Raw genomic sequence first — 20,926 nt, forward strand, 5'->3', positions numbered from 1 at the left:
TCAGTAACTAAGATAGAGCCAACCAATTTCTGGTTTCTCACCCGTATTTAAATCCAATATATAGAAATAGGTTCCTGTAGGAAGGAGTTTATCGGTGGTAGGAATACCCATATTTGGTTTACCGTTCCAATCGTTTTCATAATTATGCTGCTCATAGATTTGTACCCCTAGGCGGTTATAAATCTTTAGATGTGTATTTGAGTATTCTTCAAGACACTGTACATAAAAAACATCGTTTATTCCATCGTTGTTAGGAGAGAATCCTTGTGGAATGTACAAGCATTCATCTACAAAGACTTCAGCGCTATCAGTATTGTTGGTCTCATCTCTATCTGGTTGATCCAGTGATGCTAATGTGGCAATATTGAGGAGATTGTTGTTGGAGTTAACAAGTGCCACAATGGTCAAAGTTTCAGTTTGATTGCTTTGTAAAGCATCGATTGACCATGACATGCTAGTGGCATCAAAACTTCCTTCTGAGGTTATAGCCGAAATAAAATCCATTCCTGATGGGAACAGATCTGATATAGAAATATTTGTTCCTTCCGTTGATCCAATATTAGACGCTGTGATAGTAAACGTTACTTGATCACCAATAGCAACATCTTGAGGAGACACCTCTTTTGCAATACTAATATCGACATCCGAATCGTCATCTAAAACGGTTAGTGTAGCATTGGTTTGAGAGAAATCAATATTGTTTTGGTTTTCAAAATTATTAGCATCGTTGAGATACACACCTGGAGTATTGGAAGTCACAACCACACTAAATGAACAGGTATTAACACCTTCAGGAAATGTTAAATCGGTTACTCCCACAAAATTATCACCTGTATTACCAACAAATGTTGCGGTACAGCCATTACTTAACACCCAATCTGGTGCGCTCACCAAGGAAATTTCGGGCGGAAAGACATCTGTAAATGCGATATTAGTTTGCGCTGGATTTGAAGGTAAGTTCGTAATGATAAAGGTTAGCGTACTTTCTTCACCTATCATGATTGTTTCTGGATTATAGTTTTTATCTAATATAGGAGCAACGACTTGGATATTACTTATAGACGTATTCGTTTCAGGAGATACCTCAAACTGATCTTCTTCATTAGGTGTCGCTACGGCAATATTATTATAGGCGCCACCAAAATTAGGTGCTGTGACAGGAATTCTAATTTGAATAGTGGATGCAGCTTCCATATTTTCTATGGTGCCTGTTATAGTATTACCTGTCGTCGTAATTCCACTAACGCAGGTTGCCGTACCATTGGTAACGGTGCATGTTGGTGTTCCAGTGATGGTAAATACGTCATTGATGGTATCTTCAAATAGGATGTTAATCGCGTTAGAACTTGTCTCACTGTTGGTAATATCAATAATCCAGTCGAAAGTCTGATTGATATTCACTTGTGTAAATTCAGGAAATGTTTGCACGACTAAATCTACACATGGTGCAAAATAGGTGATGACCGTTGCAGTATTATTGGCTAAATTATTATCGAGCGCGCCATTGGTATGACTAATTTCAACAGAGTTATTGACCGGAATGGAGAGAATATCGCAATCTGTTTCCCAAAAGACAGTCGCCAAGAATGTGACAGAACTATTGGCTGGCAGACTCCAGTTGTCATCTTCTGTAATTTCCCAAAAGGTATCTGGTTCACCTACCTGTGGAACGCCATCATAAGGAATTCCAATATTAGCCGTGTTAATTGTAAAACATTCTGCGGAGCCAGTCGTGCCTATACATTCAACAGAAATGAGAGTTCCAGTGGTTGCAACACCGCTCAAGGCATTTGTAAAATCTTTAAGGGCTATAAATGTGTCGAGATCACTTAAGTTAGCTGCTGTAATTTCATAGGTAATATTGCCCGCTTGAGTCGGATTTTCTGGAGTTCCACCCGATGGTAAATCTGGGATCACTTGTATTTTTGTAACACTCAAATCGCTGTTAGGGCATTCGTCTGTTGGAGGTAACAACACATAATCACTTTGTGCGCTATTTTCAATGACTGAATCGAAAATATTGGCTTCTAACACATTAGTTCCGCTTCTAATGTGCGCTAAATTATTATCAGTATTCGCTGAACATTCAGGTTCAATAAATTCGACAACGGTCTCGATGGTGATAGTGGCACCAACAGGCATCACAAAGGCAGTACTTACCCAATACAATTCTTCAATATTAATCATAAAATCATCACAATCTATCGTGCCTGTGGTTCCTATGCAAGTCACGGAAATAATATTCCAATCAATAGTAGGTGAAAGATTTTGGAGGAAAAAAGCAATATTAGCATCCAACGGACCATTATTACAGACGGTTGTCTGAAATGTGACGGGTTCATTCCAGTTCACCATCGTAGCAGGATCTGGATCTATTTGAACGGTATCAATGCATATATCTGTGACTTGACATAATTCAGATTCCAGAAGATTCGTTGTAACGGTATTGGATGTATTGGGAGATTCGTTGACATGGCTGAGTTCTATTTTAATAATACTCGATACAGCGATGGCATCAAGTTCTACAGCACAAGATGGGTCAACATATCGGTAAACTAGTTCGAAAGTAACGGATCCACCTGACGTATAGATGTGAGGAGTTGCAAACGAAAACATTTCGGTTGCACCACTTATTAGTACTGGTGTTCCAGCAGTTATTCCTGAAACATCAGGACATTCTGTTCCTGCTGTGGCACCGAGACATTCTAAAGATTCGAGTTGCACATTTGGTCTTCCAAAATCGATATCGGTAAGTAAGTCTAATTCCGCTTTGAAACTACTCAAAGGGAAATCGATGCTGCTGTTATTCGTAATGGTAAACTGATAGGTTACGGTATCGTTCCAGGCAGATATTGGCGTTCCTTCGGCTGGTGACGTTTGAGAATGACTAACAGTAAAGTCAATGAGAACATCAATAACATCAATAGAAATAAGGGATTGGTTGTTAGATTCATTAGTGTCTGTGGTGCCCTCAGGTGGAGAAATAATCGCATTAATGGCGATGCCACCTACTTCTGGTGGCGCAGTCACTTCAATTTTGATTTCCAGACTTGAGTCGGATGGCAGATTAGCAAGTACACCAGTTAAAGTACTTCCACTTAAAACAAGATTGCTGGCATCTGTCGCACCTCCAGTATTGTTTTGAGATGTTATGCCATCTAAATTCAAATTTTGTAAGTCACTATCCATAGTAATCATGAAACTGGCATTAGTGACAGCATTTCCTGAATTAATAATTGTTACGATGTATTGGAAATCTTCATAAATAGCTACTTGTGACACACTAGCACCAGAAGTATTTTGAGCTTGTGCCACGATAGAAACATCTGTTGTCTGCGCAGTAAGTTGGTTTATAATGCATAAAAATGAAAGCAAGCGGAACAGGTTTCTAAGCATGTGGTTGTTTTTATTGAGATGCTAAATATCGGAAAAGGTTGCGTCAATATCGTTTAAAACATTGTAAATTTGAAATGAAAACATGGAGTAATGAGTAAGCTTTATATTGTACCAACACCTATTGGAAACCTAAAGGACATGACTTTTAGAGCTATTGAAGTGTTGAATCAAGTGGACTTAATATTGGCGGAAGATACTAGAACTTCTGGAAAGCTGTTGAAACATTATAATGTTGTAACACCAATGAAAAGTCACCATATGCACAATGAGCACAAAATGGTCGATCAGCTTATTCAAAAACTAAAAAGTGGACAAACTCTAGCACTTATTAGTGATGCGGGAACTCCAGCTATTTCAGATCCAGGTTTCCTGTTAACGAGAGCTTGTGTTGAACATCAAATTTCAGTAGAATGCCTACCTGGTGCTACCGCATTTGTTCCTGCATTGGTGAATTCAGGATTGCCAAATGACAAATTTGTCTTTGAAGGCTTTTTACCTGTAAAAAAAGGACGACAAACCCGTTTAAAATTACTAGCCGAAGAGTCTCGTACCATGATTTTTTATGAAAGTCCGCACAAGCTCCTTAAGACCCTTACCAATTTCTGCGAATATTTTGGAGAAGATCGACTTGTTTCTGTTTCTCGGGAATTGACCAAATTATACGAGGAAACTATTCGAGGGACTGCCCAAGAGGTGCTGCAACATTACACCGAAAAACCGCCAAAAGGTGAAATAGTGATTGTTGTTGCTGGTCAAAAATAAATCAATTCATAATTTTTACAGTATTACCTTGTGTCCACGTTTTATGTTCATCTCCATAATACAAATACACTGAACTTGCAGGTGCTTGATATTCTCCGGCAATGTCAGCTTTTAAATCCAGTCTGAGGGTTTTTAATTCCTGAGGGCTAAAAGTTCTCCAGTAGAAGACGACATAGTTATCGAAAACCTCATAATAAGCAATCTTTTCTTCTTCCAGAAGTTCTTTGAGTTGCCATGGTTGAACCGTCGTTCCAGAAGGGATACCTACAACAGCTGTAACCATGCCTGTAGGATTTGCTTGCTCGTTTGATATGTCAATGCTCATACTGATATTGTCTCCCACGTGATAAGCTTTATCTGTAATTGTGGATTGCATTGTTATTGGATTTTCACTAGATGAATCTGGTAATGTGCTATCCCATCTTAATGTGAGGCAATAAGAAAGACTAACAGTTTCATTAGAATAATTAACAAGCACCTGTTGCTTACCTGTTTTAAAATAAGAAGCGATATTTTCTATACTAATAGTACCATTGCTATCGACGTTTAAGTTTTTCTTTAGGGACTTACCATTAATAACCAGAGTGATGTGATCGGCATCATTGATGATTTTCTTTTTATGGTGTTTGGTATAGGTAATTAATGCTTTGAGTGCCATGGCCGTTGACTGTGTAGAACCGAATCTATTGTTTTTTCTTTGTTTCAAAAGAAAATCAATCCCTTTCGATATCAATGTTTCATTATAGTGAGGTTCTCTCATTAAAGCTAAAAGCGTAAAGGCGGTGGTCTCAATGTTTTTTGCATTGCCATAAGATCGAGTGATGGTATTTTCCACAGGAAGCCCTTCAAAGCCCTTGTCGGAAATCATCGATTTAAGATCATTCAGCAATTGGTCAACATGATTTGATTTGTTGAGGTTATCACTTGTCAGTAGCATTATTGCCTTTTTATAGGCATCCTCACTTTTTAAGGCATCTTCAAGTGCCATCTGATATTCTAAACGGTAATCCACATCAATGTCTGCTTCACTGAGTGCGTATACGATATAGATATTTGCAATATCTTGAGGAGAGCTTGCAAAACTGTCATAACCTTTCTTGCTTTTTTTGAAACCGCCTTTTCCATCCTTTCTACTCATAAGCCAATCAACAGTTCTATCAATCATAGCTTGGTCGACACCGTTATACACTTCCTTCATTTCAGTGAATTCAAGTACACCATAGGCTGTAAGCGTTTCATGTGGAGGTGTATTTCCAAACCATTCAAATCCGCCTTGTTTGGTTTCAAATCCGGTGAGACGTTTATATCCTTGCTCAATAAACGCCAGTGCTTTTGCTTCAATCTCTGGATTACTGTTTCCAGACTCTCTCAGATATTTTAATACCATAATATTGGGATAAGTCGTGGAGGAGGTTTGTTCAAAGCATCCTGAAGGCTGACGAATTAAGGATTCCACACCATGCATCACATCACCTATAACATCTTTATAAATGTTGAAATCTGCAGTTAAACTCCCTTCCACCATGTGATTAATATCAAATTCAAACCCCTGTGACTTAGTTCCAGAAACGGAAGTTTCAGTTGGAAAATACGGACTTATTATGGTGACCTCTTTTGAGGTGACATCGGAAAATTCTTTAGATTGTACCTTAAGATCTATAGTTGTTTTTTTAACCTTTTCAATAGGTTTGACTTGAATATTTTTAATGATAGAACTATTTGATTCTATTGAAACATGAGTGTTAAAAGGTTTAACAAGTTTCAAATAGCTAGGCAATTTTAATTCTATGACAGCTTCAATGGCTGTATCGGTTTCATTTGTAATCCTTAAAGGTAAGGTCACTAGGTCATCCAAAGCCATATAATTGGGTGTCTTTAAATCAATATGTAATGCTTTTTTTGTAGCGTAATTTAGCTCCTGGCGTCCAACCATACCATTGTAACTAACGCCTTCAACACGTATATTAAAGGAGGTTATAGCATCGCTATTGTAAAATTCAAGTTCTGCTTTTCCATTTTCATCAGTTTGTACCACCGGATTCCAATAAATAGTTTGACGAAAATCAGTACGCTCTTCCGGCAGGTTTTCTCCCTCATACAAAGGCATGTAAAATGCCTTAGGCTTGTCAAGATGTCTGTTTTTGCTGTGATAAAAATGTTGAATCGCGTAATTGTTGAAACGTTTACTATTGAGTTTTTTCTTTCCGTAGTTATTGATATAACCTTCAGTATTGGTTGATATTACCACAACTCCGTTAGCAGCTCTGCAGCCATATAAGGCTGTAGCTGAGGCGTCTTTAATAATGGTTATTTGTTTAATTTCTGAAGCACTCAATCGTCCAATAATTTTTTGATTAATAGGAACACCATCTACGACAAATAAAGGCTCATTGTGACCACTCATACTACTTGACCCTCTTAATAATACAGTTGTATTTGCTCCAGGCTGACCTGATCCACTTGTTATTTGTAATCCTGCAATTTGACCTTGCAACGTTTGAGCGACAGAGGCATAGGGTCTATTCTCAATGGATTCTGCTGAAATCGTTGTAACTGAAGCCGTAGTTTTAGAAGCGCTATTTGATAAACTATAAGCTTCAATAATCACCTCATCCAAACTGTTAGTATCTTCGTTCATTGAAACAGCGACTCTTGCCTTTTTTTTGATGGTTTTGTCTGTTGGTTTTTGGAACTTATCAAATGGCCTTGGAATTTCTTTGTTCTCTTGTTCGATGAGCATATTGTCACTTTCATAGCTGGCATTAATAAGGTCAGTCTTTTTTATAAATACGGGTTTTCCATCGTCTCGAAATGCCAATAACACAAGAGAAGTTTTTTCTTTAAACTTAAATGCAAATGAGCCATCGGGTTCAGTTTCAAATAGAAGTACTTGATTTCCGTGATTATCGAGTAGAAGCAAACGAGCAAACATCGGATTCCCTTTTTTGTCTACAATGGTTCCAGTTTGTATGGCATGATGATCTGGCATATATTGAGCATTATCAAAAGACTTATGTTGGTAGTCTCTCCAACCATGAGTTAACATTACATAGTCTATCGCTTCGTAGGATTTCGCTTTTTTCGGATTAAAATAATAGCCTGGTTTATGTATGTTTCCTTTTAATTCAGAGGACATTAATAGATAAGACAAAATGTGGTCTTGTTGATCATCGGCAAAGGACACCAATTTATTGTCTGCAACTGCAATTGAAAGGTTTGAAGGCAAAGGCTTGCCAGTACTATCTTTTGTAGTTATGGCTAGTCTTACTTTTTCTCGCGCCTGATAGGTAGATTTATCAATATCAATATTGATACAGAGTTGTTTGTGGGCATTTACAAAGACCAATCTTTCTGCTTCAATATGTCCCGAAGTATTTTTTATGCTGAATTTTGTAATACCCATGGGAAATGATTCCGTATCCATACGGAAACTTCGATGTTTCGTTGAAATCTTTTTTTGCAGCAGGACTTTGGATGCACTAGTCACTTCTAAAACTAATGGCTTTTTTTCTGTTGAATGCACCATTACTTCTGCTTCTGATTTATGAATTTTGACCGAAAACTTGGTGCCGTTTTTATAAACTTTGGGAAGTTTAATTTGTCTTTCGGAAACAAAAGGAGATTTTAATTTCGCCACATAATTTTCGCCAGTTTCAGCATGAAGACTCACGCAACCCATGCCGTCGTGAAAACTAGAGAACTCAGTAATAATTTGACCGTCAGCATTTAAAATATGGCCAGCAACGTCAACGGGTTTACCAAATTCATCGATGGCTTTAAAAGCGACGGTGTTTTGAGTTCCCGCAATAATTTTCCCGCTTTCAGGAAAAAACTGTAAGTCTAAATTATCCAGTGTTACAGGGACACTTCTTGAAATGGATTCGGTAGTACCGTTATATGGAATGAGGATATTTAGAGTGACATCTGTAGAGTTTAAATCTTTCGGAAGTAGAAAGTTTGGCGTGGCCTTTCCAGAGGCATCTGTGAGTATTGTTTTTGAAATAAATTTTTCACCTTTGACTGATACGACATAAGCAATTTCATGATTGCTAAGTGGTTGGTTCTTTAGGTCTTTTACTTCAAAGTTTGCAAAAACTTCAGAATTAATACCATAGCCTTCTTTTTCAAATTTTAATTTGAGTAAGAGGTTCGGGTTAACAATTTTTTGAATGGTAAGTTTCTTGGTAAATAGGTGATCGTCACCAAAATTTCGCATCCAATTCGTAAACACTTTTAATGTGTATTGACCGCCAAGCCAATCATCATTAACATGAAAATTGCCATATACGTAACCGTCTTTCATGGCGAGTTTTAATGTTTTTATAACGGCACCTTTTGGTGAAATTAATTGGGCATTTACAATATCACTAATATTGGAAACCGAATTATCCTCTAGTACTACATAGGATTTGAACCAAATAGTTTCTCCAGGAAAATAGAAGCTTCTATCTGTTTGTGTATATATTTTTTCAATGTAATTCTTTGAGTTCTCGTTGTGATATGCTTTGAAAGCCATTAATGAACAAACAGCTAAAATAGCGCATACAGTATAGGTGAATCTTTGAGTAATAGTTTTCATGGCGATTAAATTTTTAAGTTCAGTTTAAACCCAACTTCACTGGCGATAGGAAGATTGAAAAAGTTAAGACCTTGTCCAGAATTGGTATCGAATAAACTACTGTAAGGAGACGCGCCTTCGTAGTTTGTCCAAGTAGCCAGATTGTTGGCGTAGATGCCAACACCCAATTCTCGAATATGTTTGGAGTAATTGAATTCGAATTTGTAGGAAAGGTCGATGGTTTTTAAGTTGATATAACTTCCGTCTACAATAGCCTCCTCACCAACACCAGAAAACCCATACCTCACAAACCTGTTATCTGTCACGGGATTTTCAGGATTATAAAAATCTACAGGAATGGTATTTTGCAAGCCGTTTACATCAACACCTTCATAGATATAATTGGTAATGGCGCGTTCTTTTGCAGATTGCTGAGATCTACCGAGATAGTTTAGCGTATTTTGCGTGCCATTCCAAACATCTCCTCCTTTTTGAATATCGACAACAACACTTAATTTTAGGTTTTTCCAATAAAAGCTGTTGGTAAATCCTACATTAAAATCTGGAGTAGGATCACCAATCACTCTTATTTGGTTGTCAACAACTGGATATCCTTGATCATCTATTATAAGATTGTTTTGATTATCACGAGCAAAAGCAGAACCCATAATGACGCCAGCTGGCTCTCCTACTATTAGGTTTTTAGAAACATTTGAAAATCCAGCAATGGGGATGCGATCTGTATCATCGATTAACCTAATGACTTTAGTTCGGTAAGTAGAAAACACCAATTTCGGGCTATAGCGTATATTATTTCCTAGATATATGGTCGTATTTAAAGCTAGTTCAAGACCCCTATTTCTAATATCCGCTACATTTTTCAATAGATACCTGTTATTTTCATAAACAGGAAACACACTATCATCAGTTTCAGAAGTGTAATAACTCACGCCCAAATTGATGCTAGAATTAAAAGCATAGAAGCGAGAGGTCAAGCCAAGGGTATAATGTCGTTTCTTTTCTAAACTCAGTGCTTGGTTGATAAATAAATCATTGTTTGCTGTATAGCTCTGACTGTCGGAAGGCAATAATTGAAGACTGTTATGACTCTGATTGTCATAATAAAGCGCAGGTTCCTTCACATCAAAATTGGTACTCATTTTTAAAGAAAGCTCGTTGAATGCATTGATATTAAATAGGTCCTCAATATCCACGTCAAGCGAGATAAAAGGAAGTATCCATGCGTTTTTTTGAATAGAGGTCACATAAGAATTATTACCAATACTAACACCAATATGAGCATTGTCAAATTCCATATCAACCTTGTTTAGAAGCCTTAATGAATGGCGTTGCATTTGAAGCATTCTATCCGTTGAAAAACTAGGGTTATGAAATGAGAAAGCGTCAAACCCCATGGATTCTTCTAAATTATAATCTAGATGTTCCAAAGACCAATCAGCTATTGCTTTATAAGTTAAATAATTATCAGAGCTATTGTCGTTTTGTGTTTTAAACCTTGCGATGGCATTTATGGTATTGGTCTTTATAGCTTTATGACTTAAATAGCCATTTTCGAATCCTACGGTATTAGTAACTTGGCCAAAATCTTGTTGCATTGTAGTCCTAGAGTAGCTCAACATACCATCAAGTGAGGTGTATTTAGAAAAATCTATTTTGTTTTGTAAACTCGTGTTAAGGAACTGATGAGATTCTCGATTACGCGTATTTTGAAGAAGCCAAAGTGGATTGTTGTAATTTGAGTTAAATTGACGCTGAGACATATTGCTGAGTCGTATGCCTTGTCTATTACTGAAACTTGCTGGTGTTGCCCATGTATTTAAAAGAACATTATTAATAAAACCATTAATGTTTGGACGACTATCTGCACTGCTACCATAAGTAATGAAGGCATTCCAATTAGAAATAGGTGAGCTTGCATCATTATGTTTGAAAGATAAAGTGATTTCGTTTCGCTTTCTTTGCTCTCTATCAAAGACGTCTTTAGAAATGGTGTTTGTGAAATCCAACCCAAAAAGGAGCTTATCTGTAGAAATATTGACGAAAACATTGTTTGAATGATTTATGGAAGTGTCTAAAAGGTCATTATCATAGCTATTAGCTCTTTGCCCATTACCACTTCCTAACGGAACTAAACTGCCATTAATGTCATAAGGATAATTTGTGCCGTCAAACTCTAGAGTGTTTACTTTAGGACCATAGGAAAAAGGCGTGTTAGTGTCAGGCCCTAAAAACATAAGGCTACCGTCAAGAGATGCTCCTTGTGCATAGGTTTTCTGTAGTTTTGGACGATTAGCTTGTTTAAAAAATTGAACACCAAACGCGTACTTATAGCCTGCTTCTAAGTATACATAAGGATTATGATATTTGAAATGGACGGTGTCTTCGGTGATTCGAATCAACTTGATTTCATTAAATCTATGGCTGTTTTGTTTGTACGTGTGTTTGGACTGGTTTAGGCTTGGGATGTTGATTATGGAGTTAGACCTAAGGCGCAATGCCTCTGCATAAGCTTTATTTTCAACGGTCTCTACTGGGATTTGTTCAATAAAATTAATGTTGGTATCGATTCCAAACATGGCACTGGTAACTCTTACTTCACGAGTTTTCATCCCAATGTATGAGTATACCAAGGTGTCGCCAACTTGGCATTTAATACTATAGTTGCCGTCAAAATCTGTTTGTGTCCCTAGTGAGGTTCCTTTTACTATGATAGACAAACCAGGCAATGGTAGTCCATCAGTTTCAGAAGTTAAAGTTCCTGAGACAATGCCGCTTTGACCCATGGTAGTGCCAAAAGCCAATAAAAATAAGAGGCATAAATAAGAAAGTAGTGGTTGGTTTTTCATGTCTTGATGGTTTTATAGTTCAAAACTATAGGAGCATCAGCATTTTAAAAACCATCAATGAGTGAAGGAGGTGTTTGGGTGAGCGAAGTCATTCAAACCCACTACTTATTTAAGCGAAAACCATCATTACTAGTTTAAGTTTTTAATGTTAATATTGAGAACCATCGTGTTTTCCAACTTCGAAACCATATTTGCCCAAATATTGATATCCACTATCGATGGCACCAGATTCCATCGTAGTTCCCATAGAATCATTCCATCTATTTAAATAGCCAAAAAGAGAAATCACACCAAGCATCTCAACGATTTCACCTTCATCCCAATATTTGTATAGATTGTTTTTAATTTCAGCATTAACGGCATTAGGTACTTGCGAAGCGGCCAAACTAAAATCCAATGCAGCACGTTCGGCTTCAGAAAAGGCTGAGTGCGTTCGGTAATCCCAGATGTTGTCCAGTTGCTCTTGTTCGGCGCCATAACGTTCAGCTGCACGAATGGCATGCGCTTGACAGTAACGACAGCCAGTGGCATTACTTGAGACCCATGCAATTAAACGTTTTAAGGCGGATGTCACGCGGCCTTCATTGGCCATTACCGCTTTGTTTAAGTTGATAAACGCTTTGGAAATGGCAGGTCTGTGTTGCATTGTTAGTACGGAATTTGGACAAAATCCGAGTGTTTCATTAAAGAATTTAGCAAGTTCTTTTGTTTCTGGATCATGATCTGCGGATAGTGGTGTAACTAATGCCATATGTAATAGAAATTTGTTTTTTTAAATAGTATTTTTGACTAAGATAGTATTTATATACAGAAGCAACCGAAAACTTAAATCATTAAATTATGGCAGATAAAGTAGTGACTCATTGGAAAGGCAATTTGCAATTTGAATCAGATAACCCAAGTGAAAAAACGTTTTTAATCGATACATCTGCTGAGCATGGAGGACATGGTTCTGGATTCAGACCGAAAGCCTTAATGTTGTCTTCTCTGGCAGGCTGTTCTGGATTAGATGTGGTATCAATTTTAAAGAAAATGAAGGTACCCTTCTCTGATTTTAGAATAGACACGTATGGAGAACTGACAGACGAACATCCAAAATATTATCATTCAGTTAAGGTGGAATACCACTTTTATGGAGGGCAATTGGATGAAGACAAAATGAAGAAAGCGGTAGACCTTTCCGTCACAAAATATTGTGGCGTGATGGAAATGTTTAGACAATTTGCGACCATAGAGATATCTATTCATTATCATAATATATAGAGAAAATAATCTATATTTGTGTATGCGTTGGACAATAAAACCGAAACCAGATGCTCAATCTGTCGATATTTTACAAAAAGCATTGCAAGTTGATGTGTCTATTGCTAAGCTGTTAGTTCAGCGTGGCATTGACACTTATGAAGCTGCAAAAACATTTTTCAGACCTAGTATTTCAGATTTACACGATCCTTATCTTATGAAGGATATGAATATTGCTGTAGAACGTATTGAAACTGCTCTAGAAAATAATGAAAATATTTTGGTTTATGGTGACTATGATGTTGATGGAACAACGTCTGTGGCACTCATGTCTTCATATCTAAAAACGAGATCCAACAGAGTTGCAACCTATATTCCAGATCGGTATGATGAAGGTTATGGCATATCGTTTAAAGGAATTGATTTTGCCCACGACAACGATTTTACTTTAATTATTGCTTTGGATTGTGGTGTAAAAGCTATTGACAAGGTAGCCTATGCATCAAAAAAGGGCATCGATTTTATTATTTGCGACCATCACAGACCAGGCACATCATTGCCAAAGGCTGTAGCAATTTTAGATCCGAAACGTGAGGATTGCAAGTATCCTTACAAGGAACTTTGTGGTTGTGGCGTGGGATTCAAACTCATTCAAGCCTTAGCAAAGAACAATGGTCAAACTATAGAGGAACTTGGCACCTATTTGGATTTGGTCGCCACTGCCATTGGCGCTGATATAGTCCCTATTACTGGAGAAAATCGTGCTTTGGCTTACTTCGGATTACAAGTAATCAATACCAATCCTAGACCAGGAATAAAAGCGATTATTGATCAGGTCAAAAAACAAGAATTTACGATTACAGATGTTGTTTTTATTGTGGCCCCAAGAATTAATGCTGCAGGTCGAATGAAGCATGGTAATTATGCGGTAAGTTTATTAACTGAAACTGATGAAGACTTAGCAAAAATTTATGCTGAGGAGATTAATTCTTTTAATTTAGATCGTCGAGAAGCCGATCAATATATCACCAAAGAAGCGCTTGATCAAATTGAAAAAAATAATGAAGAAAATAGGCTTACAACGGTCGTTTATGATGAGTCGTGGCATAAAGGTGTGATTGGCATTGTCGCATCTCGACTTACGGAAACATATTTTAGGCCAACATTGGTATTTACGAAAAGTGGCGAAAAATTGGCAGCATCGGCACGTTCGGTTCCTGGATTTGACGTTTACAATGCCTTAGAAGCATGTAGTGAGCATATCGAACAGTTTGGTGGTCACAAATATGCTGCCGGATTGACCTTGAAAGAGGAAAATTACGAAGCATTTAAACAGGCATTTGAAGATGAGGTATCAAATACGATTGATAGGAATTTATTGGTGCCAGAAATTAAAATTGATTCAGAATTAAACCTCAGCGACATTACGCCCAAATTTTACAGGATTTTAAAACAGTTTGCTCCCTTTGGACCAGGAAATATGTCACCAATTTTTATGACAGCTAATTTAAGAGACAATGGCTATGGTCGATGTGTGGGTGACGATGATAAACATTTAAAGTTAGATTTGGTACAAGGTGCGTGTAAAATTTCGGGTATCGGATTTAACCTAGGTGATAAATTGGATTTAGTAAAGCAGAATAACTACTTTAGTGCCGTCTACTCCATTGACGAAAATCATTGGCAAGGGCAAGTTAGTTTACAACTTAAATTGAGAGATATTAAGCCATAATATTTGGAAAGAAACGATCCATATGCCGCATTAAGAATCAGAGAATTCAACATTTTTCTGTTGGTACGCTTTGCATTAGTCTTTGGTTGGTCTATGCAGTTTGTGGTTATAGAATGGCAAGTATATGCGTTAACTGAAGACCCATTGTCACTAGGAATTATTGGTCTTTGTGAATTTTTACCAGCTTTTTTCCTAGCGCCTTTTGCTGGGCATATCGTCGATAAGAAGGAAAAACGTAACTTATTTACAGTTTGTATTGCCCTATTTTCGTTGATAAGTTTTGGATTATTCCTATTGACTTCAGACAAAGTAGAATCATCTTGGGAAACCCATGTTATTTTATTTGGAATTTATGCCCTCGTTTTTTTCGGAGGAGTCTTGAGAGCATTTTTTGGACCAACAATATTTTCACTAATAGCCCTTTTAGTCCCTAAAAAGGCTTATCCAAATGCAGCAACATGGAGCAGTAGTACTTGGAAAGGTGCCAATGTCTTTGGTGCTTTATGTGGTGGCTTTTTTATTGCATGGATAGGCGTCCACTACACCCTTGGTATTATTTTCTTTTTAGTCATGTTATCATTGCTACTCGTGTTTCAAATAGCACCAAAACCTATTTTGAATAAATCGTCAAAAGAGACCGTTAGGGAGAGTTTAGAGGCAGGAATCCGCTTTGTATTTAAAGACAAAGTGATTTTAGGGGCATTAACATTGGATATGATTGCAGTGCTTTTTGGAGGTGCGGTAGCAATTTTCGCCGTATTCGCAAAAGATATATTAGATGCTGGTCCCAAAGGATTTGGGATATTAAATGCCGCACTTTCTTCGGGCAGTATCATCACCATGTTAGCGACTACTTACATACCAATCACAAAAAATACAGGGAAGAAATTACTTGTTTCTGTTTTTGGGTTTGGTGTTTGTATGATCATATTTGGTGCCTCCAAATTGTTGTGGTTAAGCGTCATCGCACTTTTCTTTTCAGGCGTTTTCGATGGCATTTCAATGGTTGTGCGTCAAACCATTCTTCAGCTTAAAACTCCGGATGCCATGAGAGGTAGAGTAGGTGCGGTAAATTCAATGTTTGTGGGTTCTTCTAATGAATTAGGAGCTCTTGAAAGCGGTATTGCTGCAAGACTGTTTGGTGCGCCTTTAGCCGTCATATTTGGCGGATCCGTAACACTCATCATTGTGGTATTAATCAAAATGAAGAATAAGGCGTTAAGTGAACTTGATTTACGAGAAGATATTGAAAAGCATAACTCGGAGGCATCCTAGTATTTTTTCAAATCGAAGGTTTTACCATCAAATACACCATAGGTATAATATTGGATCCAGTCTCCTAGGTTAATATATCGCGACGTATCATTTAGGTCAATTTCCATGGGAAGATGTCTGTGGCCAAATACAAAGTAATCACGATGCTGTTGCTCGAGTTTTCGCTTGCAGTATTGCACGAGCCATTCATTGTCTTCACCTAAAAACTTAGCGTCTTCATCACCAGAAATCATTTTGTTTTTTACTGATAAATAATGGCCTATTCTCATGCCAAAATCAGGATGTATAAATCGCCTAAACAACCAAACACAAAAAGGATTTGTAAAGAGCTTTTTCATTCGCTTATAACCTTTATCTCCTGGGCCTAATCCGTCGCCATGCCCTATAAAAAAAGAAGTGTCGTTAATCATAAATTCTTTTGGCTTATGAAAAACAGGAATATGGAGTTCTTCCTCAAAATATCCGTTCATCCATAAATCGTGATTACCTACAAAATAGTAAATAGGAATGCCTGCATCGCTAATCTCAGCTAACTTCCCTAAGGTTCTTGTGAAACCTTTAGGAACCACTTTTCTGTACTCCATCCAAAAGTCAAATAAATCCCCAAGAAGAAAGATGGCTGCCGCATCTTTTTTAATCTCGTCCAGCCATGCCACAAACTTTTTTTCACGAGGTCTAGAAGCTTCCTTCGAGGGAGCTCCCAAATGATTATCTGATGAAAAGTAAATTTTCTTTCCCTCCGGAATTTTTATGTGGGTTGGTTTAGTCATTGTCGGAGGCAAACCACTGTGCATACGATGTGGCTGTTTCTTGAAGTTTTAAAGAATGTAGCTGTATGTTATGCGGTAAACGTAACTTAATTTTGTTAGCAAAATCAATGACCATCATTTCACTGGTAGGTTGATAATCTACCAATAATACGTTATGTCCTCTATCTTCAAGTTCCTTCGCTAATTCTACATGAGGTGTATTTTTATTGAAGACAGTTGCATGATCAAAAACATCTACAATATCTTCCTTCACAATTTTCTTTAAATCCCCAAAGTCAATGACCATTCCAAATTTCACGTGAGTTGAATCAGCAATAGGCTTACCAATAACAGTCACGTCTAAGCGATAGCTATGACCATGGACGTTTTTACACTTTCCATCATAACCATATAGGGCGTGACCGGTTTCAAAAGAGAACTGTTTTGTTATGCGAATGTTGCTCATTTAAATTTTATTTTCAGTACAAAGATATTCATTTTGTAAAAGCAATTGGTTTTTAGATTACATTTGCCAGCCTTTATAAAAAACATTGATAATTAAATCATTGTTTTACAGTAAATTACTTATGGTAGAACCATTGATTTCTGCGGAAATTTCTTGTGAAGAGAATCCGCTCTACGAACAAATCATTTTTGACATTGGGTCAAAAGGATTTTCTATTGCTGAAGGGTTTTTTACGAATGAGACAATCGTTGCGTTAAGAGATGCTCTAGTTCTTAAGCATGAAGCTAACCGATTTAAGAAAGCGGCCATTGGTAATCATTTGAATGAAACCGTAGAAAAATCGATTCGGGGTGATAAGATTCTTTGGATTGATGAGCAACAGGCAAATACGACCGAGTGTTTGTTTTTTGAACAAATCAATCATTTCGTCCAGTACTTAAATCGAACCTGTTTTATGGGCATTATGTATAAGGAATTTCACTATGCCTTATATCCAACAGGTACCTTTTATAAGCGTCATATTGATACATTCATGAATGATGATAGAAGAAAACTATCCTTTGTATGTTATTTGAATGATGAAGATTGGCAGCCTGAGAATGGTGGTGAACTAGTCCTTTATTTAAACGATGATGGTATTGAAATTCCAAAAACAATATATCCGTTTCCAGGGCGCGTCGTTATTTTTGAGAGTCAACGCATAGAACATGAGGTAAAACCTGTTCGCACAGAACGTTTGAGTATTACGGGCTGGTTAAAAACACGCTGATTAACGTTTTTTATTTCTGTTGTAAAAATACACCACGATAAGAATAATTCCCAAAAGTAGAAACAAACCGTTTCCACTTAAAAAAGACATGATATCCATAAATTTTTTACTTTAAAATTAAAAATTGACTTACTAATGGGTTCCGATGTGTCATGGAACTCATTAGTAAATAAGATGTCAAAGTTACGTGTTTTGGCTAAGGGGTGAAAATTGTTGTCGAAATTTTATGATTAAAGGTAAGCCTCTCGCTATCATCCATAAAGTTAGAGCGATGAAAACGGCGTACAATTTTAAGTCAAAGCTATCTAATAAAAATAGAAAAGGAATAAACACAAGTCCAGTAGATAGCAATAATAAATTTCGCAAAAATCGCATTTTACCCATTCCTTTGAACATCCCATCAAATATAAATGCCAGAGCACATAACGGCTGCATGGCTAGCACAATCCAAAATACCTTGTAGAATTCTTCGAGTACCAGCGGATCTTTCGTAAAAATAGTACCGATAAAGCTGTAAACGAGTAGTCCTGAGATTGTGAGAATAGCGCCAACACCAATACCACATTTGATGAGTAATTGACTTAATGAGATGAGTTTTTTGTAATCTTTGGCACCCAATAGTTTTCCTGACAAAATGTTTCCAGCACTTGCATAGCCATCAATGATAAAAGCTCCTAAAAACCATAGGTTTATGGCAATGGTATATGCGGCAATATATGCTGTGCCATAAGAGGTTGCAAAACGTGTAGCAAAATATAAGGTGGCATTTAAAGCTAAGGTTCTTACAAAAAGGTTGAGTACCATGATCCCGAACGTTTTTATCTCCTTATTAAAAGGGAGGGTTATACGCAGTGAAATATCCGTTTTTCTAATTAAATAAAAAGCGGATGTTAATGCCATAATTATTTGTGCAATAACGCTCGCCCAAGCGGCTCCTTCGATGTGCATTGGGCTGATAACTCCTTCAATTCCATAAACAAAGGCAAAGTCTAAAACGATATTCATGACAGCACCAACAATTGCGATAATCATCGGATAGAACGTGTTTTGAAGTCCTCTAAACGTTCCAAATACGGCAATAGTAAACAAGGTAAAAGGAAAACCAAACACTCTAATACCGTAGTAGGTTACACTATAATCCAAAATGAGTTCTGAGGCGTTGTAGAGTTTAAAAATTTCTGCGGAAAAAGGTAATGTAATGACTATGATTAAAATACTGATCGTCGTCATGATAAAAATGGCTTGTGCAGGAAGGTTTTTCACTTTTTCCAATTGATTAGCTCCTAAATGTTGAGACACAATAGATGAAATAGCACTTCGCGTTTGACCGAACACCCAAATTAACATGGAAATAAATGTGCCGACAATACCAACAGCAGCCAGAGATTCGGCAGCGTTGTAATCCACATTACCTATAATAGCAGTATCAGTCAATGACAATATGGGCTCTGCCACGCCAGCAATTAAAGCAGGAACGGCAAGTTTGTTGATGTTTTTTAAAGTGATATCAGTTTTCAAATCGGTAGTTCGTAGCAATAAAAGGGTTCAGTACTTTGATTTGGAAAGTAAACATTTCCTAAACGTTGGTAACCTCTTTGCTCATAAAATTTTTGGTTTCTCGGGTTTTGGGAAAAGGTATCCAATCTCACAGAGTGACACTTGTTTATTTTCGCATGATTTTCAGCATAATCCATGAGCTGCTGTGCATATCCTTGACCTTGGTAATTGGGATGTATCGCTAAGCGATGGATGTAGATATTGTGATCGTTTGGTGTTAACCAAGAAATGACTTCGTACTCTACATCCATCATCTTCGAGATGGTTATACAACCGATGATTCCTTGTTCTAAAGAGAGCGTATAAAGTTCCTTATGTTCAATGTCCTTAAGAAAGGCTTTTTTATTGGGATAATGTGCATTCCATTGATAGATATGTCGTTCGATCATATGGGCTGCACATGCTTTTGTAATGTTAATTATATCATCTATGTCTTCAAGTGTTGCTTGACGTATCATATTAATAGTTACCTTTGCAAAAATTAAAACAAAGTTACTTTTAAAAATTAGAATATGAAGTCTATTCTTGTTCCTGTCGGATCTTCAAAAAATGCAGAAAGTCATTTGCAGTACGCTGTAGATTTTGCCAAAGCTTTTGGAGCTAAGCTTTATGTCGTGCAAATCTATAATGTATACACTAAGGCTGGAACCATGATTAAGGTTGATCATATTTTGGAACGAGAAAGCTTGGCTTTTTTAAATAACCACGTATCTAAAATAGATACAAAAGGGGTTGATGTCATTGTAAAGACTTTTAAAGGTAAATTGGTAGATACATTGGAATTAGCTTGTCAAGCTTTAGATGTTGATTTGATATTGTTGGAGCCGAGAACCAATTCTATTAAGGACGAGGTTTATTTGGGTAAAACATCTGGAAAGATTGTAAAACAAACTAATATTCCGGCATTAATTGTACCTGAAGGCTATAAATATAAACCTATCGTTTATATTTTAATGGCTTTGAAATCGGCAATTATTAAAAACGATAAGGCTTTGATTCCTTTAAAGGATATTAAATTTCAGTTTAAATCTATTGTCAATCTTTTACTCGTGAAAACACCATTTCATAATGAAGAAGATTTTAAGGTCAGTGAAGATTTAGCGTCATTAATTACAAAAACAACACATTCTGAAAATCCGACGACGTTCCAAGGTGTTTTAGAACATTATAAGGATAATAAACCAGATTTATTGTGTGTTGTAAGACGTAAACGTGGCTTTTTTACTAAATTATGGGAAAGTAATACCATTCTAAAAAAAGATTTTCATAGTTCCAGCTTACCAGTTTTGGTGTTAAGCGGATTAAAATAAAAAATGGGGCATTAGCTCATTTGGCTAGAGCGCTACGCTGGCAGCGTAGAGGCGATCGGTTCGAATCCGATATGCTCCACTTAAAAAAACAGATGTTATAGCATCTGTTTTTTTATGCTTTCTCCTGTTTTTGACTTAAAATGAGCAAAAGGCGTATGCATTTCAACGATAAAATATGAATTACATAAGCTTAAATTCGCTATTCATCGAATAACCAGCAAAATAGCAAACCGTAGTCGATTT

14 protein-coding genes and 1 tRNA gene are annotated in these 20,926 nt (G+C 36.9%); 7 read left to right on the forward strand and 8 right to left on the reverse strand.

Annotated elements, in window-relative coordinates; genetic code table 11:
- On the reverse strand, window positions 1–3,396 hold the full coding sequence (locus ACU8DI_RS04210) for a DUF7933 domain-containing protein (RefSeq protein ID WP_447111484.1): 3,396 nt from the start codon (window positions 3,394–3,396) through the stop codon (window positions 1–3).
- 90 nt (window positions 3,397–3,486) lie between these two features.
- Here ACU8DI_RS04210 and rsmI point away from each other — a divergent pair, with 90 nt between their 5' ends.
- Complete coding sequence (gene rsmI / locus ACU8DI_RS04215) at window positions 3,487–4,158, forward strand: 16S rRNA (cytidine(1402)-2'-O)-methyltransferase (RefSeq protein WP_447111485.1); 672 nt, start codon at window positions 3,487–3,489, stop codon at window positions 4,156–4,158.
- A 1-nt stretch (window position 4,159) separates the two neighbouring features.
- Here the strand turns inward: rsmI and ACU8DI_RS04220 are convergent, their stop codons facing one another.
- The 3 genes from ACU8DI_RS04220 to ACU8DI_RS04230 form a co-directional block, all read right to left on the reverse strand.
- Window positions 4,160–8,737, reverse strand: coding sequence for a TonB-dependent receptor plug domain-containing protein (locus ACU8DI_RS04220; RefSeq protein WP_447111486.1), 4,578 nt, complete (start codon window positions 8,735–8,737; stop codon window positions 4,160–4,162).
- Between the two features lie 5 nt (window positions 8,738–8,742).
- Window positions 8,743–11,583 carry a carboxypeptidase-like regulatory domain-containing protein gene (locus ACU8DI_RS04225; protein WP_447111487.1) on the reverse strand — a complete coding sequence of 947 codons (2,841 nt, stop codon included), beginning with the start codon at window positions 11,581–11,583 and terminating at the stop codon, window positions 8,743–8,745.
- 148 nt (window positions 11,584–11,731) lie between these two features.
- Window positions 11,732–12,334 (reverse strand): carboxymuconolactone decarboxylase family protein, encoded by a 603-nt coding sequence (locus ACU8DI_RS04230; protein WP_447111488.1) that lies wholly within the window; start codon window positions 12,332–12,334, stop codon window positions 11,732–11,734.
- Window positions 12,335–12,423: 89 nt separating this feature from the next.
- Between ACU8DI_RS04230 and ACU8DI_RS04235 the strand changes: the two genes are divergently transcribed.
- From ACU8DI_RS04235 to ACU8DI_RS04245, 3 genes are read left to right on the forward strand one after another with little or no spacing between them, the layout of a single operon-like run.
- Window positions 12,424–12,846, forward strand: coding sequence for an OsmC family protein (locus ACU8DI_RS04235; RefSeq protein WP_447111489.1), 423 nt, complete (start codon window positions 12,424–12,426; stop codon window positions 12,844–12,846).
- Window positions 12,847–12,868: 22 nt separating this feature from the next.
- Complete coding sequence (recJ, locus tag ACU8DI_RS04240; RefSeq protein ID WP_447111490.1) at window positions 12,869–14,557, forward strand: single-stranded-DNA-specific exonuclease RecJ; 1,689 nt, start codon at window positions 12,869–12,871, stop codon at window positions 14,555–14,557.
- 3 nt (window positions 14,558–14,560) lie between these two features.
- Window positions 14,561–15,832, forward strand: a complete 1,272-nt coding sequence (locus ACU8DI_RS04245) for an MFS transporter (protein WP_447111491.1) — start codon at window positions 14,561–14,563, stop codon at window positions 15,830–15,832.
- On the opposite strand, the gene ACU8DI_RS04250 is transcribed toward ACU8DI_RS04245, so the two are convergent.
- Both ACU8DI_RS04250 and ACU8DI_RS04255 read right to left on the reverse strand, forming a co-directional pair.
- Window positions 15,829–16,584: a UDP-2,3-diacylglucosamine diphosphatase gene (locus ACU8DI_RS04250; RefSeq protein ID WP_447111570.1), complete on the reverse strand. Its 756-nt coding sequence runs from the start codon at window positions 16,582–16,584 to the stop codon at window positions 15,829–15,831. The two genes, ACU8DI_RS04245 and ACU8DI_RS04250, sit on opposite strands and share 4 nt — an antisense overlap.
- Before the next feature lie 10 nt (window positions 16,585–16,594).
- A complete protein-coding gene (locus ACU8DI_RS04255; RefSeq protein ID WP_447111492.1) occupies window positions 16,595–17,047 on the reverse strand; it encodes a 6-pyruvoyl trahydropterin synthase family protein in 453 nt (150 codons plus the stop codon).
- Window positions 17,048–17,168: 121 nt separating this feature from the next.
- Here ACU8DI_RS04255 and ACU8DI_RS04260 point away from each other — a divergent pair, with 121 nt between their 5' ends.
- Window positions 17,169–17,816, forward strand: a complete 648-nt coding sequence (locus tag ACU8DI_RS04260) for a 2OG-Fe(II) oxygenase (RefSeq protein ID WP_447111493.1) — start codon at window positions 17,169–17,171, stop codon at window positions 17,814–17,816.
- A gap of 183 nt (window positions 17,817–17,999) precedes the next feature.
- Here the strand turns inward: ACU8DI_RS04260 and ACU8DI_RS04265 are convergent, their stop codons facing one another.
- Together ACU8DI_RS04265 and ACU8DI_RS04270 are read right to left on the reverse strand one after the other, a co-directional pair.
- The gene (locus ACU8DI_RS04265; RefSeq protein ID WP_447111571.1) at window positions 18,000–19,334 is read right to left on the reverse strand and encodes an MATE family efflux transporter; all 1,335 of its coding nucleotides are present in this window, start codon (window positions 19,332–19,334) and stop codon (window positions 18,000–18,002) included.
- Window positions 19,331–19,831 (reverse strand): GNAT family N-acetyltransferase, encoded by a 501-nt coding sequence (locus tag ACU8DI_RS04270; protein WP_447111494.1) that lies wholly within the window; start codon window positions 19,829–19,831, stop codon window positions 19,331–19,333. Before ACU8DI_RS04270 ends, ACU8DI_RS04265 begins: the two co-directional genes overlap by 4 nt.
- A gap of 54 nt (window positions 19,832–19,885) precedes the next feature.
- On the opposite strand from ACU8DI_RS04270, the gene ACU8DI_RS04275 reads away from it, so the two are divergent.
- Window positions 19,886–20,683, forward strand: coding sequence for a universal stress protein (locus tag ACU8DI_RS04275; RefSeq protein WP_447111495.1), 798 nt, complete (start codon window positions 19,886–19,888; stop codon window positions 20,681–20,683).
- A 5-nt stretch (window positions 20,684–20,688) separates the two neighbouring features.
- Window positions 20,689–20,762, forward strand: a tRNA-Ala gene (locus tag ACU8DI_RS04280).
- The last annotated feature ends 164 nt before the right edge of the window (window positions 20,763–20,926 follow it).

Source organism: Psychroserpens sp. BH13MA-6 (genome assembly GCF_052983595.1).

Excerpts from the sequence above, each read along its gene's own strand:
- ACU8DI_RS04210 (WP_447111484.1), bottom strand. The coding sequence starts at position 3,396 with ATGCTTAGAAACCTGTTCCGCTTGCTTTCATTTTTATGCATTATAAAC.
- rsmI (WP_447111485.1), top strand. The coding sequence starts at position 3,487 with ATGAGTAAGCTTTATATTGTACCAACACCTATTGGAAACCTAAAGGAC.
- ACU8DI_RS04220 (WP_447111486.1), bottom strand. The coding sequence starts at position 8,737 with ATGAAAACTATTACTCAAAGATTCACCTATACTGTATGCGCTATTTTA.
- ACU8DI_RS04225 (WP_447111487.1), bottom strand. The coding sequence starts at position 11,583 with ATGAAAAACCAACCACTACTTTCTTATTTATGCCTCTTATTTTTATTG.
- ACU8DI_RS04230 (WP_447111488.1), bottom strand. The coding sequence starts at position 12,334 with ATGGCATTAGTTACACCACTATCCGCAGATCATGATCCAGAAACAAAA.
- ACU8DI_RS04235 (WP_447111489.1), top strand. The coding sequence starts at position 12,424 with ATGGCAGATAAAGTAGTGACTCATTGGAAAGGCAATTTGCAATTTGAA.
- recJ (WP_447111490.1), top strand. The coding sequence starts at position 12,869 with ATGCGTTGGACAATAAAACCGAAACCAGATGCTCAATCTGTCGATATT.
- ACU8DI_RS04255 (WP_447111492.1), bottom strand. The coding sequence starts at position 17,047 with ATGAGCAACATTCGCATAACAAAACAGTTCTCTTTTGAAACCGGTCAC.
- ACU8DI_RS04260 (WP_447111493.1), top strand. The coding sequence starts at position 17,169 with ATGGTAGAACCATTGATTTCTGCGGAAATTTCTTGTGAAGAGAATCCG.
- ACU8DI_RS04270 (WP_447111494.1), bottom strand. The coding sequence starts at position 19,831 with ATGATACGTCAAGCAACACTTGAAGACATAGATGATATAATTAACATT.
- ACU8DI_RS04275 (WP_447111495.1), top strand. The coding sequence starts at position 19,886 with ATGAAGTCTATTCTTGTTCCTGTCGGATCTTCAAAAAATGCAGAAAGT.